General features: G+C 68.2%; 11 protein-coding genes and 2 pseudogenes. 7 read left to right on the plus strand and 6 right to left on the minus strand.

The genetic code is table 11. The features are described 5' to 3' along the window. Position 1: 1 nt before the first annotated feature. The 5 genes and pseudogenes from AB0915_RS10010 to kdpC all read left to right on the plus strand — a co-directional run. Positions 2 to 312 (plus strand): annotated as a pseudogene (locus tag AB0915_RS10010) (class I SAM-dependent methyltransferase); the annotation flags it as partial. Positions 313 to 682: 370 nt separating this feature from the next. Continuing rightward, positions 683 to 772: a K(+)-transporting ATPase subunit F gene (gene kdpF, locus AB0915_RS10015; RefSeq protein WP_366690605.1), complete on the plus strand. Its 90-nt coding sequence runs from the start codon at positions 683 to 685 to the stop codon at positions 770 to 772. A 12-nt stretch (positions 773 to 784) separates the two neighbouring features. Further along, the gene (gene kdpA / locus AB0915_RS10020; protein WP_366690606.1) at positions 785 to 2,449 is read left to right on the plus strand and encodes a potassium-transporting ATPase subunit KdpA; all 1,665 of its coding nucleotides are present in this window, start codon (positions 785 to 787) and stop codon (positions 2,447 to 2,449) included. Beyond that, positions 2,449 to 4,578: a potassium-transporting ATPase subunit KdpB gene (gene kdpB, locus AB0915_RS10025; RefSeq protein WP_366690607.1), complete on the plus strand. Its 2,130-nt coding sequence runs from the start codon at positions 2,449 to 2,451 to the stop codon at positions 4,576 to 4,578. Before kdpA ends, kdpB begins: the two co-directional genes overlap by 1 nt. A 32-nt stretch (positions 4,579 to 4,610) precedes the next feature. Then, positions 4,611 to 5,279: a potassium-transporting ATPase subunit KdpC gene (kdpC, locus tag AB0915_RS10030; RefSeq protein WP_366690608.1), complete on the plus strand. Its 669-nt coding sequence runs from the start codon at positions 4,611 to 4,613 to the stop codon at positions 5,277 to 5,279. Here kdpC and AB0915_RS10035 read toward each other — a convergent pair. The 3 genes from AB0915_RS10035 to AB0915_RS10045 all read right to left on the minus strand — a co-directional run bounded on the left by AB0915_RS10035 (position 5,260) and on the right by AB0915_RS10045 (position 10,506). Further along, positions 5,260 to 6,006, minus strand: coding sequence for a DUF4118 domain-containing protein (locus tag AB0915_RS10035; protein ID WP_366690656.1), 747 nt, complete (start codon positions 6,004 to 6,006; stop codon positions 5,260 to 5,262). The genes kdpC and AB0915_RS10035 overlap by 20 nt on opposite strands. Before the next feature lie 400 nt (positions 6,007 to 6,406). After that, positions 6,407 to 7,732 carry a geranylgeranyl reductase family protein gene (locus AB0915_RS10040; protein ID WP_366690609.1) on the minus strand — a complete coding sequence of 442 codons (1,326 nt, stop codon included), beginning with the start codon at positions 7,730 to 7,732 and terminating at the stop codon, positions 6,407 to 6,409. A gap of 227 nt (positions 7,733 to 7,959) precedes the next feature. After that, a complete protein-coding gene (locus tag AB0915_RS10045) occupies positions 7,960 to 10,506 on the minus strand; it encodes an ATP-dependent Clp protease ATP-binding subunit (protein ID WP_366690610.1) in 2,547 nt (848 codons plus the stop codon). Positions 10,507 to 10,869: 363 nt separating this feature from the next. Between AB0915_RS10045 and AB0915_RS10050 the strand changes: the two genes are divergently transcribed. Next, positions 10,870 to 11,499, plus strand: coding sequence for an alpha-ketoglutarate-dependent dioxygenase AlkB (locus AB0915_RS10050; protein WP_366690611.1), 630 nt, complete (start codon positions 10,870 to 10,872; stop codon positions 11,497 to 11,499). 1 nt (position 11,500) lies between these two features. Next, positions 11,501 to 12,055 (plus strand): annotated as a pseudogene (locus AB0915_RS10055) (DUF4032 domain-containing protein); the annotation flags it as partial. 79 nt (positions 12,056 to 12,134) lie between these two features. Here AB0915_RS10055 and AB0915_RS10060 read toward each other — a convergent pair. The 3 genes from AB0915_RS10060 to AB0915_RS10070 all read right to left on the minus strand — a co-directional run bounded on the left by AB0915_RS10060 (position 12,135) and on the right by AB0915_RS10070 (position 15,116). Beyond that, positions 12,135 to 13,004 (minus strand): hypothetical protein, encoded by an 870-nt coding sequence (locus tag AB0915_RS10060; RefSeq protein ID WP_366690612.1) that lies wholly within the window; start codon positions 13,002 to 13,004, stop codon positions 12,135 to 12,137. 515 nt (positions 13,005 to 13,519) lie between these two features. Then, positions 13,520 to 14,302 carry a cache domain-containing protein gene (locus tag AB0915_RS10065; RefSeq protein ID WP_366690657.1) on the minus strand — a complete coding sequence of 261 codons (783 nt, stop codon included), beginning with the start codon at positions 14,300 to 14,302 and terminating at the stop codon, positions 13,520 to 13,522. Between the two features lie 4 nt (positions 14,303 to 14,306). After that, positions 14,307 to 15,116, minus strand: coding sequence for a GntR family transcriptional regulator (locus AB0915_RS10070; protein ID WP_366690613.1), 810 nt, complete (start codon positions 15,114 to 15,116; stop codon positions 14,307 to 14,309). Positions 15,117 to 15,118: the final 2 nt, after the last annotated feature.

Raw genomic sequence — 15,118 nt, forward strand, 5'->3', positions numbered from 1 at the left:
CCTGGGCGGCGTACTCTCACGTTGGTCCATCATCCATACTCCGCCGCAAGAACTCCCGTTCATCTTGGCGGAGTTCCACCGCGTTCTGGCACCTGGCGGCCACCTTCTGGTCGGCTTTTCGGCCAGCGATGATCCATCTCACCCGACGCAGGTCTTCGATCACACAGTCGCGCTGGCCTATCGGTGGTCGCCTGATCACCTCGCCGCGATGCTCGCAAATCCGGGTTGGCCGAGGTGGCCCGGATGGTTCGCGAGCCTCAGCCCACCGACCGACGGCAGTTCCAGGAGATTCAACTGCTCGCCCGCAAAGCCCAGGTAGGGGCTGTCTGGCCGAACGCACGACCGCATCCAACGTGCCGGACAGGGAAGATCATCCCGTGGCCCCTGTTTGGCTCATCTCGGCGATCCTCGATTTACGGGATCCCGCGCGAGGGACCCGCAACTGCCCGGACCGCTGACGCAATAGCTCGTCACCCCATCGGCCCGCATGATGGCAGGTCGATCCCAGCAGTGCCTGATATAGCATCAGAATCGGGCATAACCCCATACGTGGGCGAGGCAGGACCTTCCGCCCCTGATGACTCTGCGGGGGTCCCTAGCACATGTCGGACGTTGCGTACATCGGCCTCACAGTCGTGGTGTTTGTCCTCATCGGTCTGGCCGCCAAGGGGGTTGAACGCTTGTGAGCGTCGAGAACATCGTCGGCCTGATCGTTGCCGTCGGTCTGGTGATCTACCTGGTCGTCTGCTTGATTCTTCCCGAGAAGTTCTAGGGACGCGCCCGGATGAACGACACTCTCGCGGGCTGGCTCCAAGCGATCGCCCTGGTGGTGGCGCTGGCACTGTCGTTTCGCCCGTTGGGCGACTACATGGCCCGCGTCCTGACCACCGATCGCCACTGGAGGGCGGAGCGCCTGATCTACCGGCTGGGTGGAGTGAACGGCGACGCCGACCAGGGCTGGCCGGTCTACCTGCGCAGTGTTCTGGCCTTCGCTGCCGTGTCGGTGCTGTTCCTGTACGGGTTCCTGCGTCTGCAGAACCACTTTCTGCTCTCCCTGGGCACGAAGCCGGTCGCTGCGGGCCTGTCGTTCAACACCGCCGCGTCCTTCGTCACCAACACCAACTGGCAGGCGTACTCGGGCGAGTCGACGATGGGCCACCTGGTCCAGATGGCGGGCCTCGCCGTGCAGAACTTCACCTCCGCGGCCATGGGTATCGCCGTCGTCGCCGCACTGATCCGCGGCTTCACCAGGAAGAAGACCGATCGTGTGGGCAATTTCTGGGTGGACCTGACCCGGATCGTCCTGCGCCTCCTGCTGCCCATCGCATTCGTCTTCGCGATCGTTCTGGTGGCCGCCGGCGTTATCCAGAACTTCCATGGCGCCCACGACATCACCACCATCGGGGGCGGCCACCAGAGCCTGACCGGCGGTCCCGTAGCCTCCCAGGAAGCCATCAAGGAACTGGGCACCAACGGGGGCGGCTTCTACAACGCGAACTCCGCCCACCCCTTCGAGAACCCCAACGCCTTCACCAACCTGATCGAGAACTATTTGATGCTGGTGATCTCGTTCTCGCTGCCGCGGACCTTCGGCGCGATGGTCGGCGACCACCGCCAGGGCTATGCGATCCTCGCCGTGATGGGAGTGATCTGGGCCGCCTTCGTCGCCGTCGCGACCGCCAATGAGCTCCACAGCGTGAGCAGCACGGCCGGGCACGCGGCCGGCGGAATGATGGAGGGCAAGGAGACACGGTTCGGGATCTGGGCCTCGGCCCTGTTCGCGGTGTCCACCACCCTCACGTCGTGCGGCGCGGTCAACTCCGCCCACGACTCGTACACGCCGGGCGGCGGCGGAATGACGATCTTCGACATGATGCTCGGCGAGATCGCACCGGGCGGTACCGGCTCCGGCCTCTACGGAACCCTGATCCTGGCGGTCGTCGCAGTCTTCGTCGCCGGGCTGATGGTCGGCCGCACGCCCGAGTACCTGGGCAAGAAGCTCCGCGGCCGGGAGATGAAGTTCGCCTCGCTCTACATCCTGACCACACCCGTCCTCGTGCTCGTAGGAGCGGGCCTGGCCATGGCGTTCCCCGGCGAGCGGGCGGCCATGCTCAACCCTGGGGCACACGGTTTCTCCGAGGTTCTGTACGCCTTTACGTCCGCGGCGAACAACAACGGCTCGGCGTTCGCCGGTCTGAGCGCGAACACCGTCTGGTACAACACCACGCTCGGCGTGGTCATGCTGCTCGGCCGGTTCCTGCCGATGGTGTTCGTCCTCGCTCTCGCCGGATCGCTCGCCGGCCAACAACCCGTACCGGTCACTGCGGGCACTCTGCCCACCCACCGTCCGCAATTCGTCGGCCTGCTCACCGGCGTGATCCTCATCGTCGTGGGGCTGACCTACTTCCCGGCCCTCGCACTGGGCCCCCTCGCAGAGGGGCTGCGCTGATGTCCACAACCGTCGCTTCCGGCCCCACCCCGCCGGGTGCCGGCCCTCGGCAGGACCGGCTCTCGGGCGGGCTGCTGGATCCGCTGCAGTTGTTGAGGTCCTTCCCTGATGCCTTGCGCAAGTTGGATCCGCGCTCAATGGTCCACAACCCGGTCATGTTCGTGGTGGAGGTCGGGGCGCTTCTGACCACACTGTCGGCGATCAGAACCCCCAGCGTCTTCGCGTGGGTGATCACCGCAGGGCTGTGGCTGACGGCCGTGTTCGCCAACCTGGCCGAAGCCGTGGCCGAGGGGCGGGGCAAGGCGCAGGCGGAGACATTGCGCCGCACCAAGACCACCTTGATGGCTCGGCGCCTCACCGGTTGGCGGGCCGGCGCGACCGACGCCGCAGAGGAGGAGGTGCGGGGCGTCGACCTGCGGGTGGGTGACCACGTGGTCGTCGAAGCCGGGCAGATGATCCCGGGCGACGGCGATGTGATGGAGGGCATCGCGAGTATCGACGAATCGGCCATCACAGGCGAGTCGGCGCCGGTGATCCGCGAGTCGGGCGGCGACCGGTCGGCGGTCACGGGCGGCACGAAGGTTCTCTCGGACCGGATCGTAGTGAAGATCACCTCGAAGCCGGGGGAGACCTTCATCGACCGGATGATCGCCCTTGTCGAGGGGGCTGCCCGCCAGAAGACGCCGAACGAGATCGCGCTGAACATCCTCCTGGCATCCCTCACGATCGTCTTCCTGATCGCCGTGGTGACCCTGCAGCCCTTCGCCATCTTCGCGGGGGCCGAGCAGACCATCGTCATCCTCGTCGCCCTCGTCGTGGCACTGATCCCGACGACCATCGGCGCGCTGCTCTCCGCGATCGGTATCGCCGGCATGGACCGACTCGTCCAGCGCAATGTGCTGGCGATGTCCGGACGCGCCGTGGAGGCCGCAGGCGACGTCAACACGCTTCTCCTCGACAAGACCGGAACCATCACCCTCGGCAACCGCCAGGCCGCCGAATTCCTGCCCGTGCACGGGGTGAGCGTCGACGAACTCGCGGACGCCGCTCAGCTGTCGTCCATCGCCGACGAGACACCCGAGGGCCGCTCGATCGTCGTTCTCGCCAAGCAGCAGTACGCACTGCGCGGGCGCAGCGAGGGCGAACTGGAGCAGGCCGCGTTCGTCCCGTTCACTGCACAGAGCCGGATGAGCGGAGTCGACCTCAATGATCCACAAGAGAACCGTTCACTGCGCAAAGGCGCTGCGACCGCGGTGATGCGCTGGGTCCGCGACAACGGCGGCCATCCCACCGCCGACGTCGGCCAAATCGTCGACGGCATCTCCGCGAGCGGCGGAACCCCGCTGGTGGTCGGCATTGTCTCCCGGGGCGGCGGTACGCAGACCGCTCGCGTGCTGGGCGTCATCCACCTCAAGGATGTCGTCAAGGCAGGCATGCGTGAACGCTTCGACGAACTGCGGCGCATGGGCATCAGGACCATCATGATCACCGGGGACAACCCGCTCACCGCGCGCGCCATCGCTGAGGAAGCCGGCGTGGACGACTTCCTCGCAGAAGCGACACCCGAGGACAAGATGGCCCTGATCCGGCGCGAACAGGAGGGCGGGAAACTCGTCGCCATGACCGGCGACGGCACGAACGACGCTCCGGCCCTCGCCCAGGCCGACGTGGGCGTGGCGATGAACACCGGCACGTCGGCTGCCAAGGAGGCCGGGAACATGGTCGACCTCGACTCCAACCCGACGAAGCTCATCGAGATCGTCGAGATCGGCAAGCAACTCCTCATCACCAGAGGTGCGTTGACGACTTTCTCCATCGCCAACGACGTCGCGAAGTACTTCGCGATCATCCCCGCGATGTTCGCGAGCGTCTACCCAGGTCTCGACCGGCTCAACATCATGCGTCTGCACAGCCCCACGTCGGCGATCGCCTCCGCGATCGTCTTCAACGCACTCATCATCATCGCGTTGATCCCGCTGGCGCTGCGTGGCGTGCGCTACCGGCCCTCCTCCGCCTCCCAACTGCTCAGCCGCAACATCTGGATGTACGGGCTCGGCGGCTTGGTCATGCCGTTCGTCGGCATCAAACTGCTCGACCTTGTCATCCAGTTCATTCCCGGCCTGCGCTGACGAACGGCCCGACGAGAGAACAAGGTGATCTCATGGCGCCCACCGCCCTTCCCGCCGTACTCCGTCACCATCTGGCGGCCCTACGGATGCTGCTCGTATTCACCGTGATCACGGGCCTCGCGTATCCCTTGCTCGTCACCGGCATTACTCAGGCGGGCCTCTCCCACCAAGCCAATGGCTCGCTGCTCACCACGAACGGCAGACCCGTGGCCTCCAGCCTGATCGGCCAGAACTTCGCCCTGCCGAAGAAGAACCCTCGTGACCTGAACGAGGCGCTGCGCCCGGATCCTGCATGGTTCCAGCCCCGCCCGTCCGCTGCTGACTACGACCCCATGAGCTCCGGCGCTTCCAACCTCGGCCCGAACAGCACCGAACTGATCAGCGCTGTCCGGGACCGTCGCGCCGCCGTCGCCGCGCTCGACGGCGTCCCGCCGGCGTCCGTCCCCGTGGACGCCGTCACCACCAGTGGCTCCGGTCTCGACCCGGCGATCTCCCCGGCATACGCCTACGAGCAGGTCAATCGCGTTGCGAAGGCCCGTCACCTCGCCCCCGCCCGGGTAAGGAGACTGGTCACCGAGCACGTCCAGGAACGTGTGCTGGGCATTCTGGGGGAGCAGCGCGTCAACGTCGTCGAGCTCAACCACGCTCTGGCCGGGCTGGGAGATTCGGCGCTCCTGGGTCTCAAGCGCGCACGTGGCTGATGGTGTCGAGTGCCGTCCCGACCTGGTTCGCCAAGGTCACCGCGACGAGGCGGGCGGCTAGCGGCGGGGCGGCACCGGGTGCGGCCTGGAGCATGTACCGGCCGTAGAAGCGCCCGTTGTGGAAGACGCGCAGTTCCAGCTCCTCGCCCGGCAGTCCGTTGTGGTCGACGTCCCAGCGCCGGCGGCCCCAGGAGATGCTGCCGTCCTCCCTCAGACTGGGCGGGTGTCCGATGAGGGTGCCGTATTCGAAGCGGCAGCCGCTCAGGCCGAGCAGCCCCACCAGCTGCCCACGCACGTGGTCGATCACGGTGTGCGGGTCGGTGGCGGTCTCGACAAGGCGAGCGGTGTGGTGGATCTGTGCCAGGTAGTCGTCGTCGGTGATGGCGATGACCTTCAGTTCCCGGGCGCGGGCCGCAAGCTGGGAGACGACGACGCCGACGACGAGGAGCAGCACGGCGGTGGTGATGTCGGCGGACTTGGTGATCGTGAACTGTTCGTAGGGGTGGGTGAGGAAGAAGTCGAACCACACTGCCGCGGACAGCGCGGTGAGCACGCCGGCGAGGCGATGGCCCAGCGCCGCCACGCCCACCACGGCGACGACGAGCACCAGAGCCGCGTTGGTGTTGGACATGCTGGCCCGGAAGGGCACCAGCACCGCGCACACGACCGGCGGCAGAGCCACAGCCGCCACGAGCGCCACCCGGTCCCGGGAGAGGTACGGAAGCATGGGGTTCACCTCCACCTCAGTTGTAGTCACAGGTGACCGCTCCCGCGTTCCGTTCCATCCCGCTTTGACGCAACCTTGATGAGGCGACTACCGGCCTGTCGGCCTTGCACGTCGCGGACAGGGTGGCCGGCAACACAGGGAGCACCAAGGGGGCGGCCCCCTGCAGTCCCGAGAAGCCGAGGGGCGGTCCCCACCACCGGTGCACGTCGGCGCTCCTCCGCCAGAGCCGCCACCGCCTGCCACTGGTCCTCCCGCAGGCCTGCCGAACGCCGGGCTCTCCGACGGAATCAGCGAGGATGGCGACCGGTGGCCGTCAGGTCCGCCGTCGGCTCCATGGACCTGCCTTCCTCCGGCCTGGCGGCGTGCGGCCACGCTGGGAGAGGCACCGCCGGCGGGCCGTTCAGCGTCTGCGCGCATGCGGCGACGGGACCAGACGGACGACGGTGTTGAGTACATGGTCGATCACGTCGTGCGAGGGCTTGTCCGTGAGATTGGTGAGCATCCGGGCCAGGGTGTTGAGCAGAAACGGCGATCCCATGACGTACCGATTGAGGATCGGCTGGAAGCCCGAACGGCTGAAGACGACGTCGGCGGCCGCGTTGCCGAGACGGTAGTAGCGCCCCCAGCGGCGGTTCATCTCGACAGGGTAGCCGTGCAGCACTCGCTCCCGCCCGGGGCCTGGGGGAAGGGCGAGGGCGAGCGCAGCGCTCTCGGCTGCGACTTCGCCGGCTTCCATGGCCTGGCCAATGCCCTCCCCGTTCCAGGGGCTGATCATGCCTCCGGAGTCGCCGACGAGGAGGAGCCCCCGAGTGTAGAGGGGGTGACGGTTGAAACCCAGGGGCAGCGCCGCGCTCCGGACAGGGCCCTCGGCGTTCTCCTCATGCAGCCCCCAGGCGTGAGGAGTGCGGGCCAGCCAATGGTCCAACGTGGTCCGCAGGTCCGCGATGCCGTGCCGCCGGTGAGGCAGCGCACCGAGCCCGACGTTGACGCGGCCGTCTCCCATGGGAAAGATCCAACCGTATCCCGGCAGGTAGTGATCGCTCCCCGGGAAGCGGAGATCGGCCCACAACTCCAGGTACTCCTCTTGAGACCGTTCTGGGCTGCGGTAATAGCGGCGGGCGGCTGTCGCGATCTGCCTGCTCTTGTCCCGCTGCAGGCCCATGGCGAGGGCCAGGCGGGCGGAGGCGCCGTCGGCGGCGATGACGATCGGTGCGTGGAAGACCACCAGCTCCTTCGTTCCGGCCGTGGCGGTCACGCCGGTGATGCGGCCCGCGCGGTCGGTCACGGGCCGGGTCACCTTCACCCCGTTGCGCAACCGTGCTCCGGCAGCAACGGCGTGGCGGGCCAGGATGTTGTCGAAGTCATGCCGGCTGCGCGAGAGCCCGAAGTCCGGGTAGCGCCCCAGGGCGGGCCAGTCGATGTGCACCTGATGCTCACCGGCCACCCATCGCATCCCGCGTGAACGCGTCCACCCCGGAGCCTTGATGTCGATGCCCATCCGGATGAGCTGGTGCACCGCTCGCGGGGTCAAGCCGTCTCCGCACACCTTTTCCCGGGGAAAGTGAGTCTTTTCCAGGAGCAGGACATCGATGCCTGCCTTGGCGAGGTGGAAGGCCGCGGACGAGCCCGCAGGCCCCGCCCCCACCACGATCACATCGGCCTCTTCGTTCGAGCCGTGGACGGAGCGGTCGTCCGACGGGGACTGCGCTGGCGTCGTTTCCCGCATAGGAACCCCTTCCTGGGACAGCCGGTGGCGTACCGAGGACGGCAGCCCGGTACGTCATCATCGATCAGGACGAGCCGGTGCGGAACATGGCAGGATGCCCGGCACGCCCCAGCACGCCGGTTCACCTCGGCCGATCTCCTCAGCACACTCGCGATCTTCTCCGCACCGACGGCGCACGTGTCGTGAGGTGGCGGGTCAGGGTGAGCTGTCCGGGACGCCGCTCGGGGTCAGGTCGCGGGGCGCTGTGGTTCTTCCTCTTTGTGGATGGTCAGCTCGCCATTGGCGACGTCGATCCGGAGGCGGCTGTGGGGCTGCAGGCTGCCGTCGAGCAGCATGCGGGAGAGCCGGTTGTCGACCTCACGCTGGATCGTACGGCGCAACGGGCGGGCGCCGTATTCGGGCTGGTAGCCGCGTTGGGCGAGCCATTCGACGGCGTCCAGGGTGATCTCGACGGTGACGTCCTGGGCGCGGAGCCGGCGCCTGGAGTCGTCCAGCAGCATGTTGGTGATCTGCCGTAGCTGCTGGTCGGCGAGTTGGCGGAAGATCACGATCTCGTCGATGCGGTTGAGGAACTCCGGCCGGAAGTGTTCGCGCAGTGGGCGCAGCACCCGCTCGCGGCGGGCCCGCTCGTCGGTGTCCGCGGAGCCGGAGCCGAAGCCCATCGCGCCGCCGCCACCGGTGATGGCCTGCGAACCGAGGTTGCTGGTCATGACGATGACGGTGTTCTTGAAGTCGATTGTGCGGCCCTGGGAGTCGGTGAGCCGCCCGTCGTCGAGCACCTGCAGCAGGATGTTGAAGACGTCGGGGTGCGCCTTCTCGATCTCGTCCAGGAGCAGCAGCGAGTAGGGGTTCCTGCGTACCGCTTCGGTGAACTGTCCGGCCTCCTCGTGGCCGACGTAGCCGGGGGGAGCGCCGACCAGGCGGCTGACGGTGTGCCGTTCCTGGTACTCGCTCATGTCGAGACGGATCATCCGGTCCTCGCTCCCGAAGAGTGCCTCCGCGAGCGCGCGGGCGAGTTCGGTCTTGCCGACCCCGGTGGGACCGAGGAAGAGGAAGCTCCCGATCGGGCGGCCGGGGTCGGCCAGGCCCGCTCGCGAGCGAAGGACGGCGTCGGCGACGGCGGTCACCGCTTCGTCCTGGCCGATGACGCGCTGGTGCAGATGTTGCTCCAGGTTCAGCAGTCGGTCCCGCTCCTCCTGGGTGAGGCTGCTGACGGGAATTCCGGTCCGGCGGGACACGATGTCGGCGATGTCTTCGACGGTGACCTCGGCGACGTGGCTGCGCGGCTGCGGCGCGTGGTTTGCCTGGTCGATCCGCTGTTCGAGGTCGGCGAGCCGGTCGCGCAGCTCGGTCGCCCGCTCGTACTGCTCGGCGGCGACGGCCTGGTCCTTGTCCCGTGTGAGTTGCTCCACTTCGCGTTCCAGGGCGCGGATGTCGGTGCCGCGGGTGGAGGAGCGCAGCCGGACCCGGGCGCCGGCCTGGTCCAAGAGGTCGATCGCCTTGTCGGGCAGATAGAAGTCGGTGAGGTAGCGGTCGGACAGCTCGACGGCGGCGAGCAGCGCCTCATCGGTGTAGCGGACCTGGTGATGGGCTTCGTAGCGGTCCTGGAGACCGCGCAGGATCTCGACGGCGTCCGCCGGGCTGGGCTCGGGCACCAGAACCGGCTGGAACCGGCGTGCAAGCGCGGCGTCCTTCTCGATGTAGCGGCGGTACTCCTCGAGCGTGCTGGCCCCCACGACGTGGAGTTCGCCGCGGGCGAGGGCGGGCTTGAGCATATTGCTCGCGTCCATCGGGCCGCCCTCGGAGCCGCCGCCCGCCCCGACGACGGTGTGCAGTTCGTCAATGAAGACGATCAGCTCGCCCGAGTGGGCGCGGATTTCCTCGATGAGGCTGTTGAGCCGTTCCTCGAAGTCCCCACGGAAGCGGGTACCGGCAACGACTCCTGAGAGGTCGAGCTGGACGACACGCCGATCGAGCAGGATGTCCGGCACGTCGCTGTCCGCGATGCGCTGGGCCAGTCCCTCGACAATGGCGGTCTTACCCACTCCGGCTTCGCCGATCATGACGGGATTGTTCTTCCCTCGGCGGGCGAGGACCTCAATGGTCTGCTCGATCTCCCCGTCACGGCCGATGACCGGGTCAATACGACCCTCCCGGGCCAGGTCGGTGAGATCGCGGCCGTATTTGTCCAGGTTGGGGGTGTTTCGCTCGCCGGGGCCGATACGCTGGCCGGCGCTGCCGGGCACGGGCCCGTGGCTGTCCCGGGCGCCGGCGGGCGGCGAGAAGTGCGCGGCGTTGAGCATTTGCCCCGCGGTGGAGTCGCGGTTGGCGGCGAGTGCCGTCAGCACGTGTTCCGGGCCGATGTAGGAGGATCCAGTGGAGCGCGCGATCTCATGGGCGTCGAGCAGAGCGCGCTTGACCGCCGGCGTGACGGCGATGAAGTGGCTTCGTGGCCCTTCCCCGGCCTGCCGGTCGATCTCGGCCGCGAGCGCGTCGGGATCGGCGCCCGCTCGTGAGACCATGCGACGAGTCGGCTCGGTGGTGAGTGCGGCCCGCAGGAGGTGCTCCGTGTCGAGGTCGGTACTCCCGTGCCGGGCGGCATAGGACGCTGCGACGGTGACGAGCTGCCGTGCGGGACCGCTCAACATACGGCTGAAGTCGATGCGCCGCGGGTCGGGCGGCTCCCCACCCTGTCCGGTGCCGAGAAAGTGCAAGAGGAAGTCTCCGAGGGGGTCCGGACCGTGGTCTTCTGGACCCTGATGGCCGTCGGTCATGGGTATCCGTCCCCGTGGCCCGGCCGGACCGGGTCACGCTGTCTCAGTACACGTGCGGCCATGGACGCAGTCCCGCAAGTCCGGCGTGACCACAGACACCACAACCCCACTTGCACCAATTTAGACGATATGAGCGCTATGTGTCGTTACGCGTGACCAGGGAGCAGCGGGGCCGCAGCGGTGCACGCCGCGCATCGATCCGCTATTCCCGGCGCACGGGATGGCCGGTGCCTGCCGGGGCAGTCCCCGGGGTGGCTGGCCCGTACCGCGGCGCCCACCCGTAACGCCCAGGCGCCCCTGGGCGGCGGAAGCGGGGGACTTTAACCAATAGCGCATGTGTTCGATTCTGGGTAGGCTGAAGGTATGGCATCGCACCAGCTCCAGGGGTCCCTGTTCGATCAGGGCGACGACGCGTTTCTACGCCCACTGGACGGCCTCCGCAGAACGGGGCTCGGCGACGGCGCCTGGATCGACCTCCTGCCGGGCTGGCTGTGCGGCGCCGACTCTCTGTTCGAACAGCTGGCCACGGACGTTCCCTGGAAGGCCGAGCGACGGCAGATGTACGAGCGGGTCGTGGACGTCCCGCGCCTGCTCGCCTTCTACCGTGCCGGCGAAGCGCTGCCGCACCCCGTCCTCGACGAGGCGCGGCAGGCACTCTCCACGCACTACGCTGCCGAGCTCGGTGAACCCTTCACAACAGCCGGCCTGTGCTACTACCGCGACGGGCACGACAGCGTGGCCTGGCACGGCGACCGCATCGGCAGGGGCGCCCGCGAGGACACGATGGTCGCCATCCTCTCCGTGGGTGCGCCCCGCGACCTGCTGCTGCGCCCGTGCCGCGGCGGCGATGTCGTCCGGCGGTCGCTCGGACACGGCGACCTGATCGTGATGGGCGGTTCCTGCCAGCGGACCTGGGAGCACGCCATCCCCAAGACCTCGCGGGCCGCGGGAGGGCGCATCAGCATCCAGTTCCGGCCGCACGGGGTGCAGTGACCTCGCCGTACTGCTGGTCCGGCTGCACCTGGCGGGCTTCGCCCGGGGCGACTGCTCTCTGTCCAACACGCTCTTCCGCCGGGAAGCCGGCGCCTATGCCGGCTACCTTGTAGATGCCGAGGCCGGCGAGGTGCACAACCAACTCAGCACAGGGCAGCGTGAATACGACATCGATCTGGCCCGGGTGAACATCAGCGGAGAGATGCTGGAGCTGGAGGCCGCGGGTGCGCTCATCCCTCGGTGGATCCGATCGCTTTCGGCGCTGAGATCTGCCAGCTGTACGAGGAGCTGCGGAGTGAGCTGACCCGTACTTCGGTATATCCGGCCGGTAAGTATCACTCCATCGAACGTCGCATGCGTCGGCTCAACGACCTCGGCTTCGACGTCGCCGAGATGCAGCTTGCCAACTCCCCGACCGGCAACACGATCACGTTCGTCCCCAAGGTTGTCGACGCAGGCCATCATCAACGCCAGCTGCTGCGCCTCCCCGGGCTCGACGCCGAGGAGAACCAGGCCCGACGACATCCTCAACGACCTCGAGAGCTGGATGGCGACATGGGAGACGGCGGCGAGCACAGCGGGCCTAATGCCTGCCCTGACCTGCGACTTGTCGTATGACCTGATTCCGTAACGGCCTACACGACCTTCGGCGGCCAGTGCCGGAGCACCGCCTTCACCCCGTGCGCGGCCCCGGCGATCGGGGCGCCCAGGGAGGGGCTGCTGTTGCGCTGCCGGAACGCCGTGTCCAGCTCCAGGACCGCGGCGGCCAGCACCTCCAGCTGTCGCAGCTGGGTGAGGATTTGGGCACGGGCGTGCTCGCTCCGACGAGCGGCGATCACCAGGGCGTGCCACTGCAGGGCGTCCAGCTTCAGCGCCAGATCCGACTTGTCGACGAAGTCGCCGCCGTCGATCGCGCGGGAGCGACGGATCGCCGCGCATCCCTGCAGCACCTGAACCGCCATCTCGCCCTCCGGGCTGTCCAGGTCCCGCTGGATCACGTAGCTGTGGTGCAGGCGGCGCAGCACTTCCGCCTTGGAGGTCATGCCGCGCACCACTGCCTTCCCCCGGCTGGGCACGGCGTCGTTCCACAACGGCGCGGCCTCGAAGGGCTTGCCGCGCCCGAAACGGACCCGGTGTAGATGGTTCCACCGCTCGTAGGGCAGATCCGGGTCGGTCATCACCGGGTCGTCCAGGCGCCGCGCATAGTCCGGCAGATACAGCTCCACCAGCTCGTCGAGCGCCGTCCCGGGCTCGGCGACCGCGCTCTTCGCCGACGGTACGGTGTCCTGCACCTCGGGCTCGCTCCGGTGCGACGGGGAGTCTTCGACGGCTGCCCCGTCCAGGCGCGCCAGCACGTTGTTCGTCAGGACCCCGGCTGCCGCCGACAACTCCCGCGCCCGTACGGCATCCGGATGCTCGGCCGCCGCCTCCAACAGCCCCGCGGCCATGCGCCGCAACCCCCGGGTCAGCTCCTCGACCCGCGCGTCGACATCCCGCTCACTCATGTGTTCCCCCTGCGTACGACTGAGGGCAGTGTGCCAGGGGGAGACACGGCATCCCACGCTTCCCCCACGCCTGCCGCGTCCCGCGCCCGACCCGGAGACCGATGATCTCCTCGCCCACCTGGAGGCCCTCGGCACAGCTCGCAGCGGCCCTCAGACATACGGCATCTGACGGGAGCTGTCTTCCAGGCATTCAGTAGGGTCGGGGACTGGCGCGGTGGCTGACGCTCCGTTTCCAGTCCTCGCCGCTTCACGTCGTGCATGCGTTGGGTAGGCCGCCAGCGAGGTACCTGTGACCAGGCCCCTTTCCAACGGCTTCCCACCGGAGATGCGGTACTTCGGCGTGAGCGCCTTGACCACGAACGCCGCATCACATATTTCATCCGTCCAAGGCGGTCTTTACGGCCATGCGGACGCGGACTTGCCCGCCGGATACGCAATCTCGGTACCGCTACGTCGGCGACGTTCGCGAGCCGCGTCAAGTGAGGGAGGGCCATCTGATTGGCCAGCGCGGCGATCTACGCCCCGGGCTCCTCGGCCCACAGGCCGGCCTCCTGGGGCCGACCGGACGGTGCCGCCGTCACCAGGATGAGGGGGACGCCGTCGCAGGGCCGCAGTCGCAGCCCGCTGTGTTCGGCGGCGCTTGCCGGTGCGGCCAGTACTGCCGCGAAGTTCGGTCCCTTGGTGAGCGATCCGACCAGGTGGTGGGGGTCGGTGGAGGCGGCGACGCGGCCGCGCGCGTTGACCAGGCGCGCGGGTCCCGTCAGGCGTTGGAGCAAGGGCATGACCACCGCTTCGAAGTGCCGCAGATAGACGTCGGCAGCGGCCACCCCCATGAAGCGTCCCTCGACCGTCACCGGTGCGGAGAGGGTGAGGCTGTACTCGTCGGAGCAAAGGTAGTCGACATACGGTCCCGCGACCGCCCGCTGTCCGGTGTCGCGCGGCAGGGCGAACCAGTCCCAGTGGGTGTAGTCGGAGTATGCCGAGCGCTCCGGGTCCAGGTCGAGCAACAGCGGATGTACGGAGCCGTCCACGGCCCTCTGCGACCACTCCAGCCACGCCGGTACGTCGTCGAGCAGTCCTGGGGCAGCCACGAAGCCGAGCCCTGAGACCAGGTCGTACTGGGCGAGACGTGCGTGCAGGCCGGTGCGGAGCGCGGTCAGATCGGCCGAGACCGGCCGACGGCGGTCTGTGGCGGCCGAGGCGAGCACCGCCTCCGTGTCCGAACCGGTCCTGCCAACCGCGTCGAAGACTCCTTCGAGCGCGTCACGGACACGGGCAGCCATGTCGGCGACCGCCATCTCGTCAGGTAGCGCCGATCCGGCGCTTGCGAGACGGGGACTGCTGCCCATCGGGGTCCTCCCTCGGACGGGGACTGTCGGCCGAGCCGAGTCGGAGTTCGATCAGGCGCGCCATGGCGGCCTGCACGCTTTGTTCGGCCAGGGCCCTGGCACGGTCATCCGCACCATCATGCACGGCGGTGACTACGGCGCGGTGACGATCCGTTATGTCCTTGAGGTGTTCGTCCTCTCCAAGTGCGAGGGGGAGCAGTGCGCCCACCTCGGTTTGAAGAGTGACCTCTTCCCTGGTCAGCCGGGCGGACTGGGCGGCTGCGGCCAGCTCGACATGGAAGCGCCCAATGATGCGGCTGCACGCCTTCGAGTCCTCGGCTGCCACCAACTCTCCCAGAGATCTTTGCAGTTGCTGCAGATCCCCGGGCTCGGTGCGTTGGGCCGCGAGCCGGGCGGCGGCACCTGAGACTGCTGCCCAGTGGTCGGCGAGATCGCGGAGTTCCTCGGTGCTCCAGTCGGAAAGGCGGGCAAGGAGTCGGTCCTCCACAGGACCGTCGGGCACCGTGACGAAGCTGCCTCCGCCACGGCCTCTGCGGGTGGTGACCAGACCCTGTTGCCGCAGTGCCATCAGAGCTTCGCGCAGGGTCACGGTGGAGACGCCGAGTTGAGCTGCGAGGTCGGTCTCGCCAGGAAGCTGCTCGCCGTCGGCGAGCAGCCCGAGGTCTATGGCGTCACCGAGCCGCCGCACGACGGCCTCCACCCGGGCCAGGGTGTCAACGGGCGTGAACACGGCTCTACGGGCGTCGGGTTTGTCTCGGTTCACGA

This window comes from Streptomyces sp. NPDC048411 (genome assembly GCF_040704695.1).
Taxonomy (GTDB): domain Bacteria; phylum Actinomycetota; class Actinomycetes; order Streptomycetales; family Streptomycetaceae; genus Streptomyces.